Annotated in this window: 21 protein-coding genes; 10 read left to right on the top strand and 11 right to left on the bottom strand. The window is 63.5% G+C overall.

Translation table 11 applies throughout. The features are described from left to right. Positions 1-35: 35 nt before the first annotated feature. Complete coding sequence (gene rpoB / locus ACXJ1Z_RS09250) at positions 36-4229, bottom strand: DNA-directed RNA polymerase subunit beta (protein WP_463776180.1); 4194 nt, start codon at positions 4227-4229, stop codon at positions 36-38. 332 nt (positions 4230-4561) lie between these two features. Between rpoB and ACXJ1Z_RS09245 the strand changes: the two genes are divergently transcribed. From ACXJ1Z_RS09245 to ACXJ1Z_RS09230, 4 genes are all read left to right on the top strand, one after another. Then, positions 4562-5890 (top strand): hypothetical protein, encoded by a 1329-nt coding sequence (locus ACXJ1Z_RS09245; RefSeq protein WP_463776179.1) that lies wholly within the window; start codon positions 4562-4564, stop codon positions 5888-5890. Positions 5891-5992: 102 nt separating this feature from the next. Further along, a complete protein-coding gene (locus ACXJ1Z_RS09240; protein WP_463776177.1) occupies positions 5993-6148 on the top strand; it encodes a hypothetical protein in 156 nt (51 codons plus the stop codon). A gap of 24 nt (positions 6149-6172) precedes the next feature. Further along, the gene (locus ACXJ1Z_RS09235; RefSeq protein ID WP_463776176.1) at positions 6173-6727 is read left to right on the top strand and encodes a DUF2975 domain-containing protein; all 555 of its coding nucleotides are present in this window, start codon (positions 6173-6175) and stop codon (positions 6725-6727) included. After that, a complete protein-coding gene (locus tag ACXJ1Z_RS09230; RefSeq protein WP_463776175.1) occupies positions 6727-7002 on the top strand; it encodes a helix-turn-helix domain-containing protein in 276 nt (91 codons plus the stop codon). Before ACXJ1Z_RS09235 ends, ACXJ1Z_RS09230 begins: the two co-directional genes overlap by 1 nt. Before the next feature lie 122 nt (positions 7003-7124). On the opposite strand, the gene groL is transcribed toward ACXJ1Z_RS09230, so the two are convergent. From groL to ACXJ1Z_RS09215, 3 genes are all read right to left on the bottom strand, one after another. Next, positions 7125-8771 (bottom strand): chaperonin GroEL, encoded by a 1647-nt coding sequence (gene groL, locus ACXJ1Z_RS09225; RefSeq protein ID WP_463776173.1) that lies wholly within the window; start codon positions 8769-8771, stop codon positions 7125-7127. Positions 8772-8818: 47 nt separating this feature from the next. Further along, positions 8819-9106, bottom strand: coding sequence for a co-chaperone GroES (gene groES / locus ACXJ1Z_RS09220; protein ID WP_463776172.1), 288 nt, complete (start codon positions 9104-9106; stop codon positions 8819-8821). A gap of 197 nt (positions 9107-9303) precedes the next feature. Then, positions 9304-10728: an MATE family efflux transporter gene (locus ACXJ1Z_RS09215; protein ID WP_463776171.1), complete on the bottom strand. Its 1425-nt coding sequence runs from the start codon at positions 10726-10728 to the stop codon at positions 9304-9306. A gap of 161 nt (positions 10729-10889) precedes the next feature. On the opposite strand from ACXJ1Z_RS09215, the gene ACXJ1Z_RS09210 reads away from it, so the two are divergent. Together ACXJ1Z_RS09210 and ACXJ1Z_RS09205 are read left to right on the top strand one after the other, a co-directional pair. Beyond that, a complete protein-coding gene (locus ACXJ1Z_RS09210; protein WP_463776169.1) occupies positions 10890-11291 on the top strand; it encodes a c-type cytochrome in 402 nt (133 codons plus the stop codon). Then, positions 11288-11734 carry a nuclear transport factor 2 family protein gene (locus ACXJ1Z_RS09205; protein WP_463776168.1) on the top strand — a complete coding sequence of 149 codons (447 nt, stop codon included), beginning with the start codon at positions 11288-11290 and terminating at the stop codon, positions 11732-11734. The genes ACXJ1Z_RS09210 and ACXJ1Z_RS09205 overlap by 4 nt, the downstream gene beginning before the upstream one ends. An 81-nt stretch (positions 11735-11815) precedes the next feature. Here the strand turns inward: ACXJ1Z_RS09205 and rplL are convergent, their stop codons facing one another. From rplL to ACXJ1Z_RS09175, 6 genes are all read right to left on the bottom strand, one after another. Beyond that, positions 11816-12193 carry a 50S ribosomal protein L7/L12 gene (gene rplL / locus ACXJ1Z_RS09200; protein ID WP_184242919.1) on the bottom strand — a complete coding sequence of 126 codons (378 nt, stop codon included), beginning with the start codon at positions 12191-12193 and terminating at the stop codon, positions 11816-11818. Between the two features lie 135 nt (positions 12194-12328). Beyond that, positions 12329-12844 (bottom strand): 50S ribosomal protein L10, encoded by a 516-nt coding sequence (rplJ, locus tag ACXJ1Z_RS09195; RefSeq protein ID WP_463781126.1) that lies wholly within the window; start codon positions 12842-12844, stop codon positions 12329-12331. Positions 12845-13204: 360 nt separating this feature from the next. Next, positions 13205-13810, bottom strand: coding sequence for a hypothetical protein (locus ACXJ1Z_RS09190; RefSeq protein ID WP_463781125.1), 606 nt, complete (start codon positions 13808-13810; stop codon positions 13205-13207). Between the two features lie 75 nt (positions 13811-13885). Next, entirely contained in the window at positions 13886-14677 is a 792-nt protein-coding gene (locus ACXJ1Z_RS09185; protein ID WP_463781124.1) for a TPM domain-containing protein, read from the bottom strand. A 178-nt stretch (positions 14678-14855) separates the two neighbouring features. Continuing rightward, positions 14856-16940: a TonB-dependent siderophore receptor gene (locus tag ACXJ1Z_RS09180; protein ID WP_463781123.1), complete on the bottom strand. Its 2085-nt coding sequence runs from the start codon at positions 16938-16940 to the stop codon at positions 14856-14858. Positions 16941-17208: 268 nt separating this feature from the next. Beyond that, positions 17209-19683, bottom strand: coding sequence for a TonB-dependent receptor (locus ACXJ1Z_RS09175; protein ID WP_463781122.1), 2475 nt, complete (start codon positions 19681-19683; stop codon positions 17209-17211). A 483-nt stretch (positions 19684-20166) separates the two neighbouring features. On the opposite strand from ACXJ1Z_RS09175, the gene ACXJ1Z_RS09170 reads away from it, so the two are divergent. Then, complete coding sequence (locus tag ACXJ1Z_RS09170) at positions 20167-21435, top strand: GGDEF domain-containing response regulator (protein WP_463781121.1); 1269 nt, start codon at positions 20167-20169, stop codon at positions 21433-21435. Between the two features lie 14 nt (positions 21436-21449). Here ACXJ1Z_RS09170 and ACXJ1Z_RS09165 read toward each other — a convergent pair whose 3' ends face one another. Further along, positions 21450-21872 carry a hypothetical protein gene (locus tag ACXJ1Z_RS09165; RefSeq protein WP_463781120.1) on the bottom strand — a complete coding sequence of 141 codons (423 nt, stop codon included), beginning with the start codon at positions 21870-21872 and terminating at the stop codon, positions 21450-21452. Between the two features lie 302 nt (positions 21873-22174). Between ACXJ1Z_RS09165 and yaaA the strand changes: the two genes are divergently transcribed. The 3 genes from yaaA to ACXJ1Z_RS09150 all read left to right on the top strand — a co-directional run bounded on the left by yaaA (position 22175) and on the right by ACXJ1Z_RS09150 (position 25603). Then, the gene (yaaA, locus tag ACXJ1Z_RS09160) at positions 22175-22927 is read left to right on the top strand and encodes a peroxide stress protein YaaA (protein ID WP_463781119.1); all 753 of its coding nucleotides are present in this window, start codon (positions 22175-22177) and stop codon (positions 22925-22927) included. 428 nt (positions 22928-23355) lie between these two features. After that, entirely contained in the window at positions 23356-24228 is an 873-nt protein-coding gene (locus ACXJ1Z_RS09155; RefSeq protein WP_463781118.1) for a transporter, read from the top strand. Positions 24229-24409: 181 nt separating this feature from the next. Then, complete coding sequence (locus tag ACXJ1Z_RS09150) at positions 24410-25603, top strand: acyl-CoA dehydrogenase family protein (RefSeq protein ID WP_463781117.1); 1194 nt, start codon at positions 24410-24412, stop codon at positions 25601-25603. Positions 25604-25639: the final 36 nt, after the last annotated feature.

Here is a 25639-nt window from a genome sequence, read left to right as displayed (position 1 = left end):
AGGAGCGCCGTCTTCATCGACAGCGCTCCCCTGGTTCACTCCGCCGCCAACCGGCCGTTGTTGATCGCGTCGTCGTCGGCATCGTCGTGGTCGATGACCGAGTTCAATTCCACGTTCAGGCCCAGCGAGCGCATTTCCTTCACGAGCACGTTGAAGCTCTCGGGAATGCCGGCCTCGAAGGTGTCGTCACCCTTGACGATCGCCTCGTAGACCTTGGTGCGGCCGACGACATCGTCGGACTTCACCGTCAGCATTTCCTGCAAGGTGTAGGCGGCGCCGTACGCCTGCAAGGCCCAGACCTCCATCTCACCGAAGCGCTGGCCACCGAACTGCGCCTTACCACCCAGCGGCTGCTGCGTGACGAGCGAGTACGGCCCGATCGAACGTGCGTGGATCTTATCGTCCACAAGGTGGTGCAGCTTGAGCATGTAGATGATGCCCACCGTCACCTTGCGGTCGAACTTGTCGCCGGTGCGTCCGTCGAAGAGGTCCGACTGGCCCGACTTGTCGAGGCCCGCCAGTTCCAGCATGTCGGCGACGTCGGCTTCCACCGCGCCGTCGAACACCGGCGTACCCATCGGCACGCCGCCGGTGAGGTTGCCGGCCAGCTCCAGGATCGAGGCATCGTCACGCGCCGAAATATCGGCGTGATACTTCGGACCATAGATCGTCATCAGGCGATCGCGCACCGCTTCGGGCGGAGCGCCCGCTTCGGGGTTGGGGTTGGCGTGGCGCCAATCCTCGAGCGCGGCCTTGACCTGCTGACCTAACCCTCGTGCGGCCCAGCCCAGGTGGGTTTCGAAGATCTGCCCGACGTTCATGCGCGATGGCACGCCCAACGGGTTGAGCACGAGGTCCACCGGCGTCCCGTCGGCGAGGAACGGCATGTCCTCGACCGGCAGGATGCGGCTGATCACGCCCTTGTTGCCGTGACGGCCGGCCATCTTGTCGCCCGGCTGCAGCTTGCGCTTCACCGCCACGAACACCTTGACCATCTTGAGCACGCCGGGAGCCAGCTCGTCGCCGCGCTCCAGCTTCTCCTTGCGATCCTCGAACTTGTCCTGGATCGCCTTGACGGTCAGGTCGTACTGGCCCTTCACCGCTTCGAGCTGCGACTGCACATGGTCGTCCTCGACCGCGTACTTCCACCACTCGTGACGCTCTGACTCGCCGAGCAGCTCGTCGTCGATCACGCCGCCCTTCTTCACGCCCTTGGGGGCCGCGGTAGCGGTCTGGCCCAGGAGCATGTCGCGCAGGCGGTTGTAGGTCGCACGGTTGAGGATGCCGCGCTCATCCTCGCGGTCCTTGGCGAGGCGTTCGATTTCCTCGTTCTGGATCGCGCGGGTACGGTCGTCGACTTCGATACCGTGGCGGTTGAACACGCGGACTTCGACGATCGTGCCCGAGACGCCCGGCGGCAGACGCAGCGACGTGTCGCGCACGTCGCTGGCCTTTTCGCCGAAGATCGCGCGCAGCAGCTTCTCTTCCGGAGTCATCGGCGATTCACCCTTCGGGGTGATCTTGCCGACCAGGATGTCGCCCGGGTGCACTTCGGCACCGATGTAGACGATGCCTGCCTCGTCGAGGTTGCGCAGGGCTTCCTCGCCGACATTGGGGATGTCGCGGGTGATGTCCTCCGGCCCCAGCTTGGTGTCGCGGGCCATGACCTCGAACTCCTCGATGTGGATCGAGGTGAAGACGTCATCCTTTACGATCCGCTCGGAGATCAGGATGGAGTCCTCGTAGTTGTAGCCATTCCAGGGCATGAACGCGACGAGGCTGTTACGGCCCAGCGCAAGTTCGCCCAGCTCGGTCGAGGGACCGTCGGCGATGATGTCGCCGGTGGCCACCACTTCGCCCACCTTCACCAGCGGACGCTGGTTGATGCAGGTGTTCTGGTTCGAACGCTGGAACTTCTGCAGGCTGTAGATGTCCACGCCCGACTTGCCTGCCTCGATGTCGCCCGACACGCGGATGACGATACGGGTGGCGTCGACCTGGTCGACCACGCCGCCGCGCAAGGCGGAGATGGCCGCGCCGGAGTCACGCGCCACGGTCTCTTCCATGCCGGTGCCCACGAACGGCGCGTCGGCCTTGACCAAGGGCACTGCCTGGCGCTGCATGTTCGAACCCATGAGGGCGCGGTTGGCGTCATCGTTTTCCAAGAACGGAATGAGCGATGCGGCGACCGACACCAGCTGCTTGGGGCTGACGTCCATCAACGTGACCTGATCGCGCGGGCTCATCACGAACTCGCCGTTCTGGCGGGCCGAAACGAGATCCTCGGCATAGTTGCCCTGATCGTTGATCTCGGCCGATGCCTGCGCGACGGTGTGCTTCTGCTCTTCCATGGCGGAGAGATAGACCACGTCGCTGCTGACCTTGCCGTCGAGCACCTTGCGATACGGCGTCTCGATGAAGCCGTACTTGTTGACCCGCGCGAAGGTCGAGAGCGAGTTGATCAGGCCGATGTTCGGGCCTTCCGGCGTCTCGATCGGGCAGATACGGCCGTAGTGGGTCGGGTGAACGTCGCGCACTTCGAAGCCCGCGCGCTCACGGGTTAGACCGCCTGGGCCCAAGGCCGAAACACGACGCTTGTGCGTCACTTCGGACAGCGGGTTGGTCTGGTCCATGAACTGCGAGAGCTGCGAGGAGCCGAAGAACTCACGCACCGCGGCCACGGCGGGCTTGGCGTTGATCAGGTCGTTGGGCATCACGGTCGACACATCGACCGAGCTCATGCGCTCCTTCACGGCGCGCTCCATGCGGAGCAGGCCGACGCGGTACTGGTTTTCGAGCAGCTCGCCCACCGAACGCACGCGGCGGTTGCCGAGGTTGTCGATGTCGTCGATCTCGCCCTTGCCGTCCTTGAGGTTCACCAGTTCCTTGACGACAGCGAGGATGTCCTCGGTGCGCAGCGTGGTCACGGTGTCCTCGGCATCAAGGCCCAGGCGCATGTTCAGTTTCACGCGGCCCACGGCCGAGAGGTCGTAGCGGTCGGCATCGAAGAACAGGCCGTCGAACAGGGCTTCAGCGGTTTCCTTGGTCGGCGGCTCACCCGGACGCATGACCTTGTAGATGGCTTCGAGGCCCATCTCACGGTTCTCGGCCTTGTCGACCTTGAGCGTGTTGCGCATCCACGGGCCGGTGTTGACGTCGTCGATGTCAAGCAGCTCGATCTGGTCGATTCCGGCCTGATCGAGAGCATCAAGGTTCTCAGGCGAAACTTCGTCGCCCGACTCGATGTAGATGCGGCCGGTCTGCTCGTTGATGAGATCACGCGCCGAATAGCGGCCGAAGATTTCCTCGGTCGGGATCAGCAGCTCTTCCAGACCGTCCTTCTGCGCCTTGTTGGCGGCGCGCGGCGAGATCTTGGCGCCGGCGGCGAACACGACTTCGCCCGACTTGGCGTCGACGATGTCGAAGCCCGGCTTGGACCCGCGCCATGCTTCGGGCGAATACGGCAGGCGCCAGCCACCCTCGCCACGCTTCCACGTGACGGTCTCGTAGAAGTGATCGAGGATCGCCTCGTCATCCAGACCCAGCGCATAGAGCAGCGCGGTGACCGGCAGCTTGCGCTTGCGGTCGATGCGGACATTGACGATGTCCTTGGCGTCGAATTCGAAGTCCAGCCACGAACCGCGGTACGGAATCACGCGCGCGGCGAACAGGAACTTGCCCGAGGAGTGGGTCTTGCCGCGATCGTGGTCGAACAGCACGCCCGGCGAACGGTGCATCTGCGAAACGATCACGCGCTCGGTGCCGTTGACGACGAACGTGCCGTTCTCGGTCATGAGCGGCATGTCGCCCATGTAGACGTCCTGCTCCTTGATATCGAGCACGGAGCGGGTCTCGGTCTCGGCGTCGACCTCGAACACGATCAGGCGCAGCGTCACCTTCATGGGAGCCGCATAGGTGATGCCGCGCTGGCGGCACTCGGTCACGTCGTACTTGGGGTCTTCCAGCTCATAGTGGACGAAGTCCAGCTCGCTGGTGCCGGCGAAGTCGCGGATCGGGAAGACCGAGCGCAGCGTCTTCTCCAGGCCCGAGACATAGCCGGTCGCCGGATCGGAGCGCAGGAACTGTTCATAGCTCTCGCGCTGAACCTCGATCAGGTTCGGCATCTGGATGACTTCGTGCGCATCGCCGAAGATCTTGCGGATCCGCTTCTTGTTGGCGGAACGCTCTTGCTTGGGCTGGATGTCGGAGTTGACGGGCTTGGTCGCCATAAGGGATCTTTCGCCTTCACTGGTCGTACAAGGCCGGTGCGAACCGGCCCCATCGTTAAAACTCTCGCGATACTCACCGCATTGAGCGATGAACCATCGGAAACGCGACAAAGGCCGCGCATGCTCGTCACCCGGAGGATGACCCGCATTTCGCAGCCTGTTGCGTCAGATGGAACCCGAGAGCCGCTTCCTTCCTTGTCGAGTCCCCGCGCTGGACTCGGCTTGCTCGAAGCGTCGGGCAGGACCGCGATATAGGACTTGCATGCCGAACTGTCAAACCCGGCGTCGATCGCGCATGGCAATCATAGGGCGGCGTGCGATAGAGCCGCGCCATGCAAGTTCCCGTCCCCCCGCCCGAGCCGATGGCCGTCGACCGCGTCATCGGTGACCACTTTGACTTTGCGATACCGGCGCACGAGACGGCGCTGCGCGAGGATGGCGTGGCGTTTCTTACACGGGCATTTCGTGCATTCGGCGCGTTGGGGAGCGACAACGCCGTCACCCGCATCGAATCGCTAGAGCGCTGCGCGGGTGGCAGCACCGGCGCCAAGTTCTTCCTGACCGTCGCCTATGCGCACGCGGATCCGGCGCTGCACACGCACTTGTTCGTGAAGTTCTCGCGCGATTTCGACGACCGCCGGCGCGACCATCCGGGCCGCTACGAGATGGCCGAGGAGGTGCCCTTCATGGCCATCGCCAGCGACCCCGGCTTTCCGATTCCCACCGCCCGCCCCTATTTCGCCGATTACGAGATGGCGACCGGGACCGGCCTCATCATCACCGAGCGGGTGGCGTTCGGCGAACATGGTATCGAGCCGCATCGCGCCAAGTGCCTGGATTTCCAGACCATGGCGGAACCGCTGGCCTATTATCGGGCGATCGTCGTGGCGCTGGCGCGGCTTTGCGGCGCCCACAAGGCGGGGCGGCTCGCACCGGAAGCCGACACGCTGTTCCCCTTCGATCCCATCGGGGCCAGTGCCGACCTCATCCGTTACGACGAAGCGGGACTCGAGCAAGATCTCGCACGGCTAGGCAGCTTCGTGCAACGCTGCCCCAGGCTGTTCGACCCGGAACTGCGCGACGATGCCTTCCTGCGATCGCTGGCCATGGGTGCACGGCAGGTTCGCCGCAACGAGGCCGCGATTCGCGCTTGGCTGATCGACGATCCGGACAAGATCGCGCTGTGTCACTGGAATGCGCACGCGGACAACGCCTTCTTCTGGCGTGACGGCGTCGAGCTAAGCTGTGGGTTTATCGACTGGGGCCGGGTCGGACAGATCACTCTCGGCGCGGCGCTATGGGGCGCGTTGAGCGCGGCGCATCACGATGTCTGGGACTATCATCTCGACGGATTGCTGGAACTGTTCGCGTCCGAGTACGCCGCGGCTGGTGGGCCCACTCTCGGCGCTGCCGCGCTCGAGCGGCACCTGGTGATCCACGTCGCGGTGATGGGCGTGGCGCGCATCCTCGTCTTTCCCGAAGTGGTGAAATTTCGTTGTCCGCAAGTCGAACGGCTGACCGGCCCCCGCGATCCGGCGATCCTCGCTATCGAGAACGCACGCAATTGCCTGCATGTACTGACGGTGTTCCTCAAGCTGTGGAAGCGACGTGACATCACCGGCCGCATCACCCGACTGATCATGCCGCCAGACGCGCCCTGATTGCTGCTCAACAACGTTCGCATCGTTTTTCGATATTATTGATTGACGATATGATCGAGTAGAGTTATTGAAGATCGATAACGCCCACATCGGAGATCGATCATGACCCATTCCGCAAACCGACCTGCCGCTCTCGTCCTCGCCGTCTCCCTCACCGTCGCTTTGTGGGCAACGACGCTTTCGGCGGAGGCGAGCACGGCCCCGGCCGCCTACATCCCTCTCGTCGTCGCCTCGCCCTCGCCGATTGTGTTGATGTAAGCCGCCGGACGCAGGAGAAACATTATGACCTCGATCACCCGCGATCCGCTGCTCGCCATCGCCAAAGGCATCCTGTGGTTCCTGATGGGCGTGATGCTTGTCGCCGCCGCCGCCTGCCTCGCGGCGATCCCCGCGATGCACATCTTCCAGCACGAGATCACCATCGAGCTGGCCAAGGAAGCGACACCTTTCCCGACCGGTGCCTTCCTTTGGGCCTGCAGCGGCATCCTGCTATTGGCGGCAGCGCTCGTACTTATCGTGTTTCGCGTGTTCCAGCTGCTCAAGCGTATCATCGATACGGTGGGCCAGGGCGACCCCTTCGTGCCGGACAATGCCGGGCGGCTGACCCAGATGGCGTGGCTGACACTGGCGATGCAGCTGATCACCCTGCCCATCGGCGCATTGGCCGCGTGGGTCGGCAACGAGCTGGCTAAATCGGGCGCCGGTCATACTGACATCGACGATATGGGCTTCGGCATCTCTGGCAACGGCCTGTTGCTGATGCTGATCCTGTTCATCCTCGCCCGCGTGTTTCGCCAAGGCGCCGCAATGCGGGCCGAACTGGAGGCGACCGTCTGATGGCCCGGTCGAAAACCACCGTCGACGTTGAGGACACCACCGAAGACACCGCGGGATCACGCATCACCGTCAAGCTCGACGATCTTCTCTACGAACGTCGCATGACGCTGACCGAACTGGCGGAGCGGATCGGCATCACCATCGCCAACCTCTCGATCCTCAAGACCGGCAAGGCCAAAGCCATCCGCTTCTCCACCCTCGAAGCCATCTGCCGCGAACTGGGATGCCAGCCGGGCGATCTGCTGGGCTACGACACGAAAGGTGCAGACGGCTAGAACGCGATAGAGCGGAGGCGTGCCGACCAGGCACATGGTTGCACCTCCGGTCGCCAAACGCAAAGAAGCCGGGGGATCGCTCCCCCGGCTTCCCGGTATGCTGGTGGTTGGTCGACTTGGACTTAGAAGCCCATGTCGCCCATGCCGCCCATTCCGCCGCCACCCATGGGGGGCATCGCGGGCTTGTCGTCAGGCTTCTCGCTGATCGCGGCTTCCGTCGTGATCAGCAGGCCGGCGACCGAGGCCGCGTCCTGCAGCGCGGTGCGAACGACCTTGGTCGGGTCGATCACGCCGGCGGCGACGAGGTTCTCGTAGACGTCGGTCGAGGCGTTGAAGCCCTGGGTCTCGTCACCTTCACGCAGCAGGTTGCCTGCGACGACGGCGCCATCGTGGCCGGCGTTCTGGGCGATCTGCTTGAGCGGGGCGGTAATCGCCTTGCGGATGATGTCGATGCCCTTGGTCTGGTCGTCGTTGATGCCCTTGAGGCCTTCGAGAGCCTTGGTGGCATAGAGCAACGCGGTACCGCCGCCGGGGACGATGCCTTCTTCGACCGCCGCGCGGGTTGCATGGAGAGCGTCGTCGACGCGATCCTTGCGCTCCTTCACTTCGACTTCCGAAGCGCCGCCGACCTTGATCACGGCAACACCGCCGGCCAGCTTGGCGAGACGCTCCTGCAGCTTCTCACGATCGTAGTCGCTGGTCGTGCCTTCGATCTGCGAACGGATCTGCTCGACGCGGGCCTTGATCTCTTCGGCCGAACCGTTGCCATCGACGATGGTCGTGTTGTCCTTGTCGATCGTGACCTTCTTGGCCTGACCCAGCATGGTGAGCGTGACGCTCTCCAGCTTGATGCCCAGATCTTCCGAGATCATCTCGCCTGCGGTCAGCGTGGCGATATCGCCCAGCATCGCCTTGCGACGATCGCCGAAGCCCGGTGCCTTGACGGCAGCGATCTTCAGGCCGCCACGCAGCTTGTTGACGACGAGCGTGGCCAGAGCCTCGCCCTCGATGTCTTCGGCGATGATGAGGAGCGGACGGCCCGACTGCACCACGGCCTCGAGAATCGGCAGCAGCGCCTGCAGCGACGACAGCTTCTTCTCGTGGATGAGGATGTAGGGGTTGTCCAACTCGACGGTCATCTTGTCGGGGTTGGTCACGAAGTAGGGCGACAGGTAACCACGGTCGAACTGCATGCCCTCGACGACGTCGAGTTCAAACTCGAGACCCTTGGCCTCTTCGACGGTGATGACGCCTTCCTTGCCGACCTTTTCCATGGCTTCGGCGATCTTCTCGCCGACTTCGGTATCGCCATTGGCCGAGATGATGCCGACCTGGGCGATTTCCGACGAGCCGGAAACGGCCTTCGAACGGTTCTTGAGGTCTTCGACGACCTTGATCACGGCGAGATCGATGCCGCGCTTCAGATCCATCGGGTTCATGCCGGCGGCGACCGAGGTCATGCCTTCACGAACGATCGCCTGCGCCAGAACGGTCGCAGTGGTGGTGCCGTCGCCGGCCTTGTCGTTGGCCTTCGAGGCCACTTCGCGCAGCATCTGCGCGCCCATGTTCTCGAACTTGTCCTTGAGTTCGATTTCCTTGGCGACGGTGACGCCGTCCTTGGTGATACGCGGGGCGCCGAAGCTCTTGTCGATCACGACGTTGCGACCCTTGGGGCCCAGCGTGACCTTCACGGCGTTGGCGAGGGTGTCCACGCCAGCGAGAATGCGCTCACGAGCGTCGCGCGAAAAGCGTACGTCCTTGGCTGCCATTGTCAAAAATCCTTATCTAAATTGGGAAACGCAGGTGGTGTCCGGCTTCAGCCGATCACGCCCAGGATGTCCGATTCCTTCATGATCAGCAGGTCTTCGCCGTTGACCTTGACCTCGGTGCCCGACCACTTGCCGAACAGAACGCGGTCGCCAGCCTTGACGTCGAGCGGAGTGATCGTGCCGTTCTCGGCGCGGGTGCCCGAACCGATCGAGACGATCTCGCCCTCAGCAGGCTTTTCCTTGGCGCTGTCGGGGATGATGATGCCGCCGGCCGTCTTTTCCTCGGCCTCGACGCGGCGCACGAGTACACGGTCGTGCAGCGGACGAAAACTCATGGGGTTCTCCCTTACTCAAATGAACTGGGCTTGGCACTCTCGATGCGGGAGTGCCAACGGGGCGGGATATGGTTCCGCCGGTCGGGTGCGTCAAGCAAGTTAGGCAATTAAAATGACACGGCGATGGCGTGATCGGCTCAAACGAGGATGGCGCTCCTTGAACGCCGATGCCGCCAAAGCTCAGGCGCCGCGTAAGCTCAGGCGAACGTGGTCGCCGGCAACAGGCCGAAGCGTTCGCGCCCGGTCCAGCGTATCAACAGCAACACCGCGGCGACGGTCAGGCCCGTGGCCAGACCGATCCACACGCCGACCCCGCTCAGGCTGGTATGCAAACCCAGCCAATACGCCACCACGAAGCCCGACAGCCAGTAGCTGACGATAGCGATAACCGCGGGAATACGCGTGTCCTGGATGCCGCGCAACGCGCCGGCAATCACCGCCTGCGTGCCGTCGACCAGCTGAAAGGCGGCAGCGACGACCAGGTACTGCAAGGCGAAAGCGATCACCGCGGCGTTGGCGGGATCGTCGATCGCGACGTAGGCCGAGACGATCAGCCGCGGTGCGATCAGCATCGCCCCGGCCGAAAAGCCGACGAACCCGAGCCCGGTAACGAGGGCCGCCCACCCTGCCCGACCGACGGCGGCGCGATCCCGCGCGCCATAGTGATAGCCGACGCGGATGGTGGCCGCCTGGCCGATGCCGAACGGAACCTGGAAGAAGATCGCCGCGATCTGCAGCGCCACGGTGTGCGCGGCCAGTTGCGCTTCGCCGATCATGCCCATCAGGAACGCGGCCGAGCTGAACAGCCCGCCTTCCGCCATCAGCGTCAGTGCGATCGGCAGGCCCAGGTTGACGATCTGGCGCATGCGTTGCCACTCGGGCCGCCACCAGCGTCCGAAGATGCGCATGCGCCGCAACCGCCGGTCCGAGCAGATCGCCACGCAATAGGCGATGACGGTAGCGACCGCGGTGATGAAGCTGGCAAGCGGCGAGCCGAGCAGGCCCAGCGGCGGCATGCCAAGGTGACCGAACACCAGCACCCAGTTGCCCAGCGCGTTGACCGCGATGGAAACCCCGGTGATCACGGTCGCGAAGACCGGCCTGCCCATCGCCGATACGAACGTGCGCAGGACGTTGACCACCAGCATCGGGATCACGCTCAAGGCGCATACCTGCAGGAAATCACCGGCAAGACGCGCCAGCACCGGCGTTTGTCCGGCAGCCAGCACCATGCGCTCGCCGAAGAGGCAGACGACGATGCCCAACAGGCCAAGCAGGACACATAGCCACAGTGCCATGCGCACCGAGCGGCGCACCTCGCGTACCGCATGGCGCGAGCGGCCGATCTCGGCGGCGATCAGTGCGGCGACCGCGCCGGTGAGGCCATAGAACGACATCAGCATCAGCGCGAAGATCGCCACCGCCAGGCTCGACGCGGCGAGCGCCTCCTGCCCCAACCGCGATACGAACATGACGTCGGTGGCGAAGACCGCCATCTGCAGGATGTTGGCGGTGGCCAGGGGGCCGGCCAGCCGCAACGTGGCCGCAAGCTCGGCGCGAAACAGTCCCGATGCGGGAGCGTCGAGCGTGGGGGACGCGGTAAAGAGTGGTACGGCGGTCATCGGGCGGGTCCGTAGCGCAAGCAAGCGGCAAGCGCGACCTTAGTCGCGCGAAGCCAACGTTTCGTCGTCCGGAAGCCATCGGCCCCGCGCGCGCTTCACACCGGTCGCTTTCTGCAATAGGCCCGGGGTATCGCATCAGCGCGTTCGGGAGACGCACGACCATGTTCCGCTTTTTCGTACCGATCCTTGCCATGTCGCTGGCAAGTGCTTGCGGACCGTCGGGAAGCGGGTCGACTGCGCGAAGCGGACGCGATGACCCCGCGCAGCTCGCCCTGTCGCCGCCGCCGGCCTTCGCGGTTTGCAGTTCGTGCCACGCGGTTGCACGCGATGCGCATGGGGTGGGGCCCAGCCTTGCCGGCGTGTGGGGGCGCAAGGCCGGCAGTCTGCCTGGCTATGCCTATAGCGGCGCCTTGAAGACATCGGGCATCGTCTGGAACGATCAGACGCTCGACGCCTGGCTGGCCGCGCCGATGAAGATGGTGCCGGGAACCAGGATGGTCGTCGGCATTCCGAACCTGGAAGCGCGCAAGGCGGTGATCGACTACTTGCGAAAGCTGAAGTGACCAGCGTCGCGCTCACCCACGACGCGGCGCGCTGGACCGAGTCCATCCGCCAGCGTCTCGCCGCTTGCACGCAGGCCGGCGATGCCCGCAAGGCCGAAGATTATGCCGCCTGCTTTGCCCTTGATGGCGTGCTCGCCCTGGAACGCGAAACCATCTCCGGTCGCATGGCGATCCTGGCCTGGATGCAGGCGCCTTCGGTCATCCCGCAGCCTGCCGGTGGCGCGCCCGGCTTCATCAGCCATCATCTGACGACATCGCATATCGTCCTGAACAGCCCGATCGCCGCCAGCGTGCGCACCTACTGGATGGTGACGAGTGCGTCAGGTCTCGATCACAACGGCTTCTACGTCGATGCCCTGCGCCGCGAGGGCGAGGACTGGCTGATCGCCCACCGCCGGCCCCGCACCTTGTGGGTCAGCCCGACCAGCCTGCTGCACGGCTGACCGGCGTCGCTTACGAAAAAGGGCGGCCCCGAAGGACCGCCCTTTCGCTGTTCCAGTCCGCAAGGACCGAAACGAAATCGATTACTTGACTTCGACGGTGCCGCCGGCTTCTTCGATCTTCTTCTTGATCTCTTCTGCCTCGGCCTTGTTCACGCCTTCCTTGATCGCCTTGGGAGCGCCCTCGACCAGAGCCTTGGCTTCGGCGAGACCCAGCGCGGTGATGGCGCGGACTTCCTTGATGACCTGGATCTTCTTGCCACCGTCGCCGGTGAGGATGACGTCGAATTCGGTCTTCTCTTCAACGGCTTCAGCAGCAGCGCCACCGCCGGCAGGGCCAGCAACGGCAACGGCGGCAGCGGCGGAAACGCCCCATGCCTCTTCCAGAGCCTTGGCAAGGTCAGCGGCCTCGAGAACGGTCAGCTTCGAGAGTTCTTCAACGAGATTGGCGATGTCGGCCATGATATATCACTCCTAATTGTGGACCCGATGCCGAACGGCGACCGGGCAAATCGGTTTGCAAACTTGCTAAGCTTGTTCGTTGCCACGATTTCCGAGTCGCCAGGCTGCACCCGGCTAGAAATCGCTTGGCGAAGCTTATGCGGCTTCCTTCTCGGCATAGGCGTTGAAGACGCGCGCCAGCTTGGACGCCGGAGCGACCGTGAGCTGGGCGATCTTGGTCGCCGGTGCCTGGATGAGGCCGATAAGCGTGCCACGCAGCTGATCGAGGGAAGGCATCGAGGCGAGTGCCTTGATCCCGTCCGCGTTCAGAACATGCGGGCCCATCGAACCGCCGACGATCTCGAGCTTGTCGGTCGTCTTGGCGAAGTCCACGACTGCCTTGGCGGCAGCGACAGGATCGACCGAGGTGGCGATCGCCGTCGGACCCGTGAACATCGTGTCGATGCCCGCGTAGTCCGTGTCCTTGATGGCAAGCTTGGCAAGATTGTTCTTCGCAACCTTGAAGGTCGCTCCGGCTTCGCGGATTTTCGTGCGCAAGGCGGTGGACTGGGCCACCGTCATGCCGAGGTTGCGGGTGACGACCACCACACCAACTTCGTTGAACGTCGCGCTGAGCTGGGCGACCGAATCGGCTTTTTGCGAACGATCCATGCCTTACTCCTTCACAATGGTCGCTGATGGCAAACCGCCAGCGACCGGCTACGTTTTTCCATGCCGCGAATGCGGCAAGGAGAAGTCCGTTGTCGATGGGGAAGGAGGTATCACACCCGAAAGTGCGATGGCGGCATCACGCAAAGGAGCGAGAGGGGCCGTGGAATATCTCTGTCCCCGCCTAGGCTGGAAATTAAGAGGGAAACCCTCACCAACTGTCTCGGACGGATGACACGGCAACACAAGCCGCCGGTCAGCGAGGGCCTATGGTCAAAGTGCGCGCGAGAGTCAAGGCAGACTAGGCGCTGACGATCCGATCGAGGCATCCCGGCGGACGCCCTCGACCAATCGTGGGGCAGGTCACCTTATCGTCGCCTTGGCATTGCGGGCCTCGCGCAATTGCCGCCGGGCCTCGTCCATAGATATCGGCTTGCCCGGCAGTCGCACGCGGTCCGGGCCGACATCCGCCTTGTCGACGCTGGTCAGCACCCATCCGTCGAACGTCTGCAGCGCTTTGCGAGGACGCAGGACTCTACAGAAACCCGAATGTATGGGCTTAGGAACATGAGGATGACGACCGTTGCCGGCAATGCGGTGCATGGCCTTGAAGTGAGCGTCGGCGCCGGAGTGCGTTCCGAGACCTGGCTCAACGGTATCCTGCTCGCGCGATCGGAGGCGGGCGAGACCGGCGTGGAGTCGCTCGCTATCCAGCACGACATGGTGCCGGGCGAGAATCGGGCCAAGGTACGGGTGGGGCTCGCCGGAATGAACCTGGAACAACGCACCGCGCCGATCGCGGTCACCTCCCGGCGGCGGCTGCAGGTGGATGAGCCGCGGCGAGGCGCAATTCAGGACGATGGCGGCAGGCCGCGTGCTGGACTGGGCCAGCGTCATCGGCAAGGCGGCCCTGACCATCTCCAGCCAGAGCGTGCCGCCTTGCCCGGTCAGCATGCAGTTCAGCGTCATCGGCGCAAAGCTGGTGATGACCCGCTAATCAATGCCGTTCATCATCGGTTCGCACCTCCTGGACGGCGCGGCTCGCTACCAACTCCCGCTCGCGCCGCCGCCGCCGAAGCTGCCGCCGCCACCCGAGAAGCCGCCGCCGCCGCTACTCGATCCTCCACTTCCACTGCCGCCACCGGAACTCCAGACGATCGGAGCGCCCCAGCCCCCTTTGCGGCGCCCGCCCTGGCGGCGCATGGCGCTCACCACCGGCACCACGAAGAAAAGCAGGATGAACACGCCGAAGATGATGGGAACGATCGGCAGGTTTGCGCCCTTCTGCTGGCCACCGCGCTCGGCCTTCGCGGCGATCTGCTGAGCCTGCGCAGCTGGCAAGGTCAGCTGCCGGATGATCGCGTCGGCGCCCGCCTCGATCCCGCCGGGCAAGTCCCCAGCCTTGAAGCGCGGCACGATGTCGTTGTTGATGATGACGAAGCCCATACCGTCGGGCAACACGCCTTCCAGGCCGTAGCCGGTCTCGATCCGGACCTTGCGCTCGGCCGGAGCGACCAGCAGGAGCACGCCGTCGTTGCGCTCCTTGTCGCCGACGCCCCACTTGCGGCCAAGCTGGTAGCCATAATCGGCGATGTCGTAACCCTGCAGGCTGGGTACCGTCGCCACGACCAGCTGACGCCTGGATTGCTGCTCCAGCGCCGCCAGCTTTTGCGTCAGGCGCACCTCGACCACATCGGGAATGGCGTTCGCGCCATCGACCACCCGGCCGGTGAGCGCCGGGAACTGCGGTTCAGCCATGGCGCACGGCGCCAGCAACGTTGCCCATCCCAGCAAGAGCAAGCCGGCGGCCAGCCACGCGATAGCAGGCCGAATCATCGATGAGGGACGTGTGGTCACGGTGCGCCTTCCAAGCCGGGATCGACCTTGGAACCCGCCGTAGCCGCCCGGGGTCGAGCTTCCTGGAATATCAGTAGCGCGGCGCTCACGGATGCCAAGTGAACGACGCGCGTGTCGGAGCCATGAACCCACGCCTGCTACGTCGTTCGAAGCAAGATCAGAAGCGGTAGCCGATCGAACCCATCACGTTCCGTGGGGCCGCCACGAAGCAGTCGCCGCGCGCAAGGCAGGAGGCGTAACGGATCTCGTTCAGCAGGTTCGTCGCATTGATCGCGAAGCGCCAGTTCTCCCAGGTGACTTCGGCCAGCGCATCGACGTTCGTGCGCGAAGGCGTGACGATGGACCAGATCGCGCTGGTCGAGCGGCTTTTGCCGTTATAGGTCACGCCGGCGCCGAGCCGTAGCCGGGCTTCGCCTGGAGCGCCGAAGGTCTTGGTCGTCCAGGCCGACGCTACATGGCGTGGCATGTAGTCGAGGTTGGTGTCCGTTTCCGATTTCAGCTTGTTGTAGCCGTAGTTGAGCAGCAGTTCGAACTGCCCGGGCAGCGTGTGGTTCGCCTCGACCTCTATGCCCTTGGTCTTCAGCACCCCCGACTGCGTGGTTGCGTTGCCCGCCAGATAGAGCACGCGGTTCTGCTCCTTGATCTTGAAGCCGGTTACGGTGATAAGCGTGTGCGGCTCTGGCTGCCACTTGACCCCGACTTCGTACTGGGTGCCGGTCAGCGGCTTGTAGGGATCGCCGATGGTGCCGCCGACGTTCTGGACCGAGCCAGCCTGCGGCAGGAAGCTTTCGGTATAGCTGAAGAACGGCGAGAAGCCGGCACCCAGTTCGCCGATGATCCCTGCGCGAAACGTGGTGGCATTGTCCTTCTGGCCCGAAGAGCCGGTCACGCGGTCACGACGAGCGCCCAGGACGACCGAGACGCGATCGAACGCACGGATCTGGTCCTGAACGTAGACGCCGAGCTGCTTCTGGGATTCGCTCAGATAGGGACCAACGGGATCATAGGTTGGCAGCGCATCGAAATCGATGTCGTAAAGATCCACGACGTCTTGGCCTGTGCCGAGGCGCTTGCTGACCTTGTTCCAGCTGTAGTCGATGCCGGCCAACAGAGTGTGTTCGATGGCGGCGCCGGTGTTGAACTTGAACTGGACGTTGTTGTCGGTCGAGAAGACGTTCATCCGCGCATAGCTGGAATCCGCAATGAGCCCGATCGTGCGCCCATCGGTTCCATAGACCGAAAAAGGATCGGTCGGGTTCGAATAGCTGTCGGCGTAATGCGTGAAATACGTCAGGTCGCTGTCGATGTACCGCGCCTTGAGGCTTATGCGCAGTCTGTCGGAGAAGTCGTGGGTGACGGCAGCGCCGCCCTGAAGCGAGCGGCCATCGTACCGGTCCCAGCCAGCCTTGCCGACAAAGGTATAGGGATCGAGCCGACCCGTGGGGTTCGCCGGATTGGGGCGGAACGTCCCGATCAGCGGCAGAAACTGCGAGGTCGAGCCGGTGTCGTCTTCCTGGTAAAGCCCGGTCAGGACGACATTCGTGTCAGGGGTAGGTTGCCAGCGGATCGACGGCGCGAACATCACGCGATCGTCGGGCACGTGGTCGACATAAGTGTCGGCGTCGCGAACGCGGCCCACGGCGCGGATCGCCAGATTGTCCGCCAGCGCGAGGTTGACGTCGGCCAGGACTTCCTTGCGATCGTAGCTGCCATAAACGAGGTTGATCTCGCCACCCGTCTGGAACCGCGGCGTCTTGGAAACGAGGTTGACGATGCCACCGATCGAACCTTGGCCGAACAGCACGGAGGCGGGACCGCGCACGATCTCCACCCGCTCGAAGTTATAGGGATCCGAGGTGATGCTGGCGTAGTACGAGAACACGTCGCGCATGCCATCGCGGAACTGCAGCGCGTTGATCCCGCGGACTCTGAACCCATCGACTCGCGTGTCACGACCATAGGCGTTGGCCAGCACGCCGGCGGCATACTTCACGGTATCGCTGATGCTGATCGCACCTTGCGAAAGGTATTGCTCCGACGTGATCACGGTGAGCGGCTGCGGCACTTCGATCAGGGGTGTCTCGGTCTTGGTACCCGAGATGGCGCCCGTGACGACGATGTCGTCGACACCCGATCCTGCAGCCGTGGCTTCAGCGCCGGCTTCTTCCGCGTGGACGCCTGCAGGTGCCACGATAGCGAATACGGCAGCACCACTCAGCGCGATAGAACGAATGGAGTTCACAACAATCCTCTTGCGACTTGATCTCAATAAGGCTGCGCCCTAGCGCTAATGAGAATCATGGGCAATACGCCGCACTATATCGTCTGGGATTGTGCCTTTTTGGCAACGCGGTGAATGTCGTGGATCGGCACGGCCCGTGGTGACAGGCTCCGAATGTACGCAGCGGGCGGCTCGCGGATCGCAGGCAGCAGAAACAGCGAAGCCACTCTCCCACGCTTGTTGCAAGCGTGGGAGAGTGGCTCAATATGTTGCCTCGGTTGACGTAGGCTTAGCTGCCGAAACGATACCGCAGGCGGACACCATACGTGCGTGGCTCGCCAAGTGCGCGTGCGTCATAGCCGAACGCGCCGATCCCGCCGAACACGGATGCGGTGTACTTCTCCTTGGTCAGGTTGGTGACAAAGAAGTTGAGATCCACCGGAAGGCCACCCACGCCCGCCCAGCTGGCATTGGCGTTGACCAGATCGATACCGGGAATACGGCCCGGATTGCCGACCAGGTTGGCAGGTATGATGGGGTTATTGACCGCGACCGGTATGACATAGGAGATCGCCGTCAACTGGCTGTCGCTGTGCGAAAAGGTTCCGCCAAACGAGATCTTCCCGATGCTTTCATCCAGCGGCAGCGTGTAGTTCGCCGAGATGCTGTACTTGTTCTTAGGCGCATATCCGAGCGGATAGCCCACTGCCGTGCCTGTGGGGATCGGCGGGAAGTACAAGTTGTTGCTGCCGGCGACCGGCTCGACCGATGTCAGCTTCGTGTTCAGGTAAGCGTAGTTGCCATCGACGGTGAAACCCGTGAACGGGGTCACCGAGGCTTCCACTTCCACGCCGTAGATCCGCGACCGGGCACCCGAGGCGATCGTCTGCGGCGGCTGCTGGTTGGGGTTCGCCGGGGTTGGATCCAGTCGAGCGCCCAGCTGTTGGCTCAGGAACTTGGAATAGAAGGCTGCAACGTTGAAGGTCGCACGGACAGGACCGCTCAGGCTGGTCTTGAGGCCGATCTCGTAGTTGTCCACCTTCTCCGGCTCGAAGGTGTTGAAGACGGGGCCACCATCGACCTTCACGCCGCTCGACCGGTATCCGCGCGAGTACTTGCCATAAAGCAGCATGTCCTCGGTTGGCTTGTAGTCGACATCGATCAACCAGGTCGGCGCATCGCTCGTGCTGCGGAACTCGGCCTCGCATTGGTTGGCCGCAGTGCCGGTTTGGCAAAGGCGGATCAGGTTTCCACCGGACACCGCAGGCAAGAGGTAGACTGCCTGGCGCGTGACTGCGGTCGTCGCGTCCCAAGTATAGCGAAGGCCGGCGGTCAGGCTCAACTTGTCGGTGAGCTTGTAAGTCCCCTGGCCGAAGACGCCGTAGTTCTGGAAGCGCTGGTTGTTCAGGCGCTCGTTGATGATCGAGGTTCCGCCAAATGTCGGGCTTCGGGTGGAATAGCAGACGCTGCTCTCGGTGGCGGTAAGCGGACACACGCCGCTGCTGACCGAGGAACTGCCGCTGAAGCTGATGGGTTCACTTTGCTCGGTATAGAGGCCTGCCTGCCAATTGAGCCGATCGCCCAGGCCCGTGCCCTGGAACTGCAACTCTTCGGTGAACGTCGACTGTGCGGCGCTGTCCTGCCCCCTGCGCGGAGATGTCGCCGCCTTGATGAGGTTCTGGCCGGCGTTGGGACCATCGGGAATGATCAGGTATTCGCCATAGACACTGGCGCGGAACTTCTCGCGAAACTCGCCATAACTGGCGATGTTCTTGATCGTCAGGTTATCGGTGGCCTGCCACGTCGTGGTGTTGATCACCTGCCACTGGTTGATGCGCTGACGCGGATTGCTGGTGCCGTTCTCTACCGCGTAGTAGTCGCCGGTTGCCTGCAGCCGCGCAACCTGGGCGCAGCCGGCATTCGCGACGGCCCGCGTCTGGGCAGTGGGCTGGGTTCCGGGCGCGCAGTTGAAGATCTGCGGCAGGAAGCCGTTGGTGTCGGAGTCGCTGTAGGTGGCGATCAGGTAGTTCTCGAGGTTCGGCGTCAGTTCGGCGACGACGCTCAACCGTGCGGCGGTGTAATCGGTATCGGCGAAGTCGCGTGGACCGATAGGCGAATAGTTGTTGAGATACCCGTCACGCTTCTGGCGGTCTACGCCCAGACGAACCCGGAACGTGTCGGCAAGTGGAATGTTCACCACCGCCTGCACTCGCTTCATGTCGTAATTGCCGTAGGAGCCCTCGACGTAGCCCTCCAGATTACCGGTCGGCTTTTGCGGAACGAGCAGGACGGCACCGCCGGTGGTGTTCCGGCCAAACAGCGTACCCTGCGTGCCCTTGAGAACCTGCACATTGGCGAGGTCGAAGAACGCGCCCGGACCTGCGCCGTTGCCCAGCGTGGTACCGCCGGCAGCACGCAGCGTCGCCACGTCGGCGAAGTAGACCGCTACCGAAGGCGCCGTGCCGTTGTCCTGCACGAAGCCACGGATCGCGAAAGACGTGTTCTCGGCACCGAAGCGTCCGTTGGAGCTGAGCGAAGGCGTGTAGATCGCCAGATCGCCGGCGTTGACAACGTTGCGGGTGCTCAGCTGTTGCTGGTCGAATACCGTGATGGAGATCGGCACATCCTGCAGGCGCTCCTCGACACGGCGAGCGGTAACGATGATGTCGCCGGTGGCCTGCTGAGCGGCGGCCGGAAGGGCAATGCCCGTGGCCAGCGCGGAAGCGGCAAGCATAATGGTCCGCCGAGCGGCGCGCTTCGTCATAATTCTCTCCCTGTTGTCGCAATGACTGGCAAGATTGATCTTGCTCTCGGTCGCGGCACTAGCCCATCCGACGGCCAAATCTCTTGATGAATTTGGACAGCGGCCAATCCGGATGCATTTATACCGGAGTGTGTCCATTTGCCCTCACCTACTCGCGGTAGAACCAGCTATAACATCTGTGCGAGCATCGAACCTGTTCTAGGGTTCTAAGGAGCCCGAGCGATCGTTCGCTTATCGCCGCATCTCTGGATGAACTTCGTACTTGTAAGTTGGCCACCTCGTTTCACGCGGCACTGAAGGCTGTGACAGGAACATGCTGCCGCCGGAATTTTACGCGCGTGCAGGCTCACGGACACACCCGAACGCTTGCGTCATCCTATATAGCCTCATGGTAGAGGTGCGATGCACCTGGCAGAGCGGTGATAATCTATGAGCCTCTATCGGCAGGCCGATCGACGAGCGCACAGCTCAAACCCTGCAAGCATGGCACACGGCATCTTCATCATCGAGGACTCCGCCGCGCTCAGCAAGCTGCTGATCTCCCGCATCGCCGAGCATAGCGCCGCAGACGTCCAGTGCTACAAGAGCTATTCCGAGGCGCGTGAGGCCCTCGCGGTGCAAAAGCCCCTGCTGACGGTCGCCGGGCTCAACCTACCCGACGCGCCCAACGGAGAAATACTGGATCTGCTGGCGTCCGAGAATGTGCCCACGCTGCTATATACGGCCAGCTTGACGCGCAGCATACGCGAACGCTTCTGCTCTCCCAACATAGTCGATTACTTCGTCAAGAACGCACCGGATGCGGTGGACAATATCGTTCAGACTATCGTGCGGGTGACGGAAGAAGCGGCAACCCCGGTGCTGATCGTCGACGACATGTCCAGTGCGCGCCACGACCTTGCCGGCATCCTCAAGAAGCAGAATTACCGCATCCTGGAGGCCAGTTCGGGTGCGCAAGCGCTCAAGCTGCTCGCCGAGAACGAGGCCATCGAACTGGTCGTCACGGATTACAACATGCCCGATATGGATGGGCACGCCCTGACGCGCGAGATCCGGTCGCGCTACGCTGCGGATCGGGTGCGGGTCATCGGCATCTCGGCGTCATCCGATCCTTATCTGTCGGCATCGTTCCTCAAGGCGGGCGCATCCGACTTCATCTATCGTCCGTTCATCCCCGAAGAGGTGCAATGCCGGATCGGCGGCAACATCCAGATGCTGGAGCATATCCGCCATCTGCGTTTCCTGGCCGAGCGCGACCCGCTCACCGGCCTCTACAATCGCCGCGCGTTCTTCGAACAGGCGCATCAAGTCCTGGACGAGATGCGCGAACATCAGGGCGAGGGTTCCGTCGCCATCCTCGATATCGACCACTTCAAGAAGGTCAACGATACCTACGGCCACGATACGGGCGATTCAGTGATCAAGGCGGTGGCCAAGGTTCTTCTGGACATCGCCAAGCGCGAGCGGCTGATAACCGCACGGTTCGGCGGCGAAGAGTTCGTCACCCTGTTCCCCGGCCGCGACTGCGAGACCGTGCACCGCTTGTGCGAGGAACTGCGTGAGCGGATCGCCGCCCTGTCCATTCCTTACTACGACACCGTCTTCAGCATAACCGCTTCCCTGGGCGCGGCGATCGTCCAGCACGAAGAGGGGATCGACAACAACCTCAACGCTGCGGATCAGATGCTGTACATGGCGAAGAACAATGGCCGTAATCGCGTGATCTACGATGCAATGTTTCGTGACACCTGAATCACGCAAGCCCGCTACCGTGGCGGGCGGATCAACGCTGCCAGGTTATCGTCGCCCTCATCCGCGTAAAACGTAGAAGGGGCATGGCCTGGCATCAGGACATCGATGCGTTCCGAGACGAAACCCAGTGGCGGCGGTCCTTGAGCGATCGGTTTGTCGGCGTCCGCGCGTTTGGCATGGCACTGGCGGGTGATCGCATCATCAAGCTCGCGCCCGGCCTTGCGGTCGAGCACCCATTCAGCTCGTTTCATCGGACTGTCAGGAGAACCCTCGACCCAGATCCGGCTGCGGCCGACCGCTGTTCCTTGCCAGGCGCCGCTCGCAGCTTTGACGAGAACGATGCTGTACTCTTGCGTCGACAGGTGCCCTCCTCTGCCAAAAAGCATTACCATGGTAGGCGATTGCGGCATCGGTTCACCCATGGCCTGGCGCAGCATGCGATGGTCCCCGATCGCCGAGGTGGTGGCCTTCGATGGGCCCGCGGCCACAGGCAGGCAGGGCCGACTTGTTGCAGGGCTGGCGGCAACGGGTGCCACGGCGAGCAAGAGCGCTTCTATCATCGTCGAAGAATGCAGGCCGCCGCCGCTTTAAGCAACTGGGCGATGGCTTGGCGAACGATGCGTGGTTCACTCGCGACACGCCGTCCGGCTGTTCCTGCTTCCTGCCGTTAAACGCGAGCCGGATTGCCGGCATCGGCCACCGCTTTGACGCAAGAAAGCACCCCCGCTACGGACGGCGCATGATCACCCTGCTCTCCCCTGCGAAGACGCTCGATTTCGAGCGTGTGTTACCCGCGCTGCATGCCACCAAGCCACATTTTGCCGAGGAAGCATCCAAGCTCGCAAAATCGGCAGCAAACCTTTCGCAGAAACGCCTGGCGGATCTGATGCATATCTCGCCACGCCTGGCCAAGCTCAACGCCGACCGGTTCCGTGATTTCGCCAGCCTGCCCGAGCGACCGGCGCTCTTCGCCTTTGCAGGGGACGTCTACACCGGGTTCGAGGCTTATACCTTGGACGATGCCGGCGTTGCTTTCGCCCAGAACCACGTGCGCATGCTGTCGGGCCTATACGGCCTGCTGCGGCCGCTCGACACGATCAGGCCCCATCGTCTCGAAATGAGCACGCGTTGGGCGCCGCGCCATAAAAGCCTGACCGACTGGTGGGGTGAGCGTATCGCCGAACTGCTTGTCGGCCAGGTTGCAGCCGAAGGATCCGGCGTCATTCTCAATCTCGCCAGCCAGGAGTATTTCGCAGCGGTCAGAGGCAAACTTGCAGGCGTGCGGGTCGTGGACATCGAATTTCGCGAACCCGGCCCTACCGGCCCGCGCTTCGTGAGCTTCAACGCCAAACGCGCGCGCGGCATGATGGCCCGCTGGATGTGCGAGCATCACGTGCAGAACGTGGAAGACATGCGCAACTTCGATAGCGACGGATATAGCTTCGACGATGCTGAGAGCGAACCCGATCGTTGGCGTTTCAATCGCGCCTGAGCAGCGCGATCCCCGGCATCTCCGCCGAAACCAGGCGGGCCAGCCCTAATCTACGATCCTGGATGCGGAAGTCCCTACAGCCGATTGGAAGAAGCTCCCGCGTTTGGCGGCAGACACGGTCGCAAAATGGCCGACGCCATCCCCGCACGGTCGAGCTCACCCCGCGACACCCACGATGCGCGCATTCCACTCTAGAGATTACCGAAAGGTCGCAACCAAGCGGCTGCAAGGCGCTCTTGATTCGCTGCCTGGGCAACAGTGATTCAGCACGTCTGATGATCACGCGGCGTGTCGCCGAGCCCACCCAACACGCAACGTGTTGGAACGATTGGCGAGCCCGGTCTGGCACATGAATTGCTCATGGGCGACCAAGATCGATTGCGCTGCCCAGGCATCGCACCCGGTCCTTGATCTAACCGGAGACATCCATGCCATATCGTCGTCTGAGCCTGGCGCTCGCTTCCTTCGCGGCACTTGCAGCGCCGAACCTGGCCCATGCCGTCGATCTTGATGCCGGGGACTATGATCCGGCCAAGCCCGGCACCAGTCTGGCTCTCGTCTACCTTCAGCATGCGGAGCGCAACGAACAGGATGTTGATGGCGACAAGGTTCCGGGCGACAACGAAGTCAACACCGATGTCGCGATCGTCAGGCTGGTGCATTACGTCGACATCGCCGGCCTGACCGTCGCCCCACAGGTTCTCGTGCCCGTGGTCGCACAGCGGGGCCTTGGCGATCGGGCCTCATTGGGTCGCAGCACCGGGGTGGGCGACATCATCCTGGCGGCACCGGTGTGGCTGGTGAACCGCCCCAAGTCGAACACGTACTTCGGCGTGACGCCGTACCTCTATCTTCCCACCGGCGAGTATCGCGCCGACCGCGCGCTCAATGCCGGCGAGGACCGCTGGAAGCTCAACCTGCAGGCGGCCGGAACCGTGCGCATCGCCCCCAAGCTCGCATGGGATGCGGGCGCGGACATCACCTTCTACGGCAAGACCGGCAAGTCTTTCGCGGGGGGCCGCATGACGCAGAAAGTCGGATATCAGGTGCAATCGTCGCTACGCTATTTCATCAGCGACCGCTTCGATCTTCGCGGTGGCATCTCCCATGCCGAGGGCGGCGACTTCACGCAGAACGCGCTGGTCAATCGCGGCTTCACCCAGACCAAGTTCTGGGTCGGCACCGCCGTCAAGCCAAGCGCCAGCACGCAGGTCATCGTCACGCTCGGCCGCGACCTCGACGTACGCAACGGCTTCAAGGAAGCGGGACGCGTCAACGTGCGTCTGCTGAAAGCATTCTGAGCAGCGCCAGACTGCTGATCCACTGCTGCTTCAGCAACACCCCATCAGCAACCTGCGCCCGCGATGCTCCCGTCGGCGCGGGCACTGCACGGAGCGGCGCTGGATCGCCCGGATGGCACGCTGCTTGCTGATACCCAGGATGATGTGCGGCCTGACATCCAGGCATGGGAGAACCGGTTTTATGACGAGCACGACAGCGCTTCTTCCCACGCCGCTTCGCGATGCCTTGCGTACCGCGGCATCCCTGGCTGACCTGTTCGAACAGTCCGCCGTCGCGCGCGATCGCCTCGGCGGCACGCCAAAGGTAGAACGCGACCTTCTGCGCGAAAGCGGCCTGCTGTCGCTCACCATACCGCAAGCTCACGGCGGGACCGGGGCCGATTGGGCGACGGCGATGCAGACCGTTCGCATCATCGCGCGCGCCGACAGTTCGCTCGCGCATGTCTATGCGTTCCACCACCTGATGCTCGCCACCGTGCGGCTGTTCGGATCGGCACCGCAGTGGGAGGGCGCCTATCGCCGCACCGCGCAGGACGGGCTGTTCTGGGGCAACGCGCTGAACCCGTTGGATACGCGCACGGTCAGCACGCCCGGCGACGGCGCGCGCACCTTCACCGGCGACAAGAGCTTCTGCTCGGGCGCGCTCGATTCCGACATGCTCGTCGCCTCGGCGCGGCAGGATGGCCAGCAGCGCCTGGTCATCGCCGCAATCCCGACCGACCGCGCCGGGATCACCATCCTCGACGACTGGGACAACATCGGCCAGCGGCAGACCGACAGCGGCAGCGTGCTGTTCGATCGCGTGCGGATCGAGGAAAGCGAGATCCTGCTCACCCCCGGCCCGCTGGGTTCCGTGTTCGCGACACTGCGCCCGCTGATCGCGCAATTGATCTTGTCAAACATCTATCTCGGCATCGCCGAAGGGGCCTTCCGCGCGACCAAGGCCTACACGCGCAGTCAGGCCCGGCGCTGGCTGACCTCGACGGCGGTCGAACAGTCGCAGGACCCCTATGCCTTGGAGCGCGCCGGCGAATTCTGGCTGGCGCTGGAAGGCGCGCGCCTGCTGAACGATCGCGCCGCCGCCCTGCTCGACGATGCCTGGGCCGAGGATGAGGCGCTTTCGCACGAATTGCGCGGCGAGGCGGCGATCGCCATCGCCACGGCCAAGGTCGCCGCGATCAAGGGCGGCATGGATGTGACCACCCGCATGTTCGACGTGATGGGTGCCCGCTCGACGACCGGCAAGTTCGGCTTCGACCGCTACTGGCGCAACCTGCGCACGCACTCGTCGCACGACCCTGTCGACTACAAGTTGCGTGAGCTTGGCGACTGGGCGCTGAACGACGTCGCGCCCGTGCCGACATTCTATTCGTGAGCGCTGCTGGTGAGGCAACACCCGATCAGCACGGCG

This window comes from Novosphingobium sp. TK46, assembly GCF_055361525.1.
Note: the sequence above shows the minus strand (reverse complement) of the source record. Positions and strands in the feature narration are given on the sequence as shown.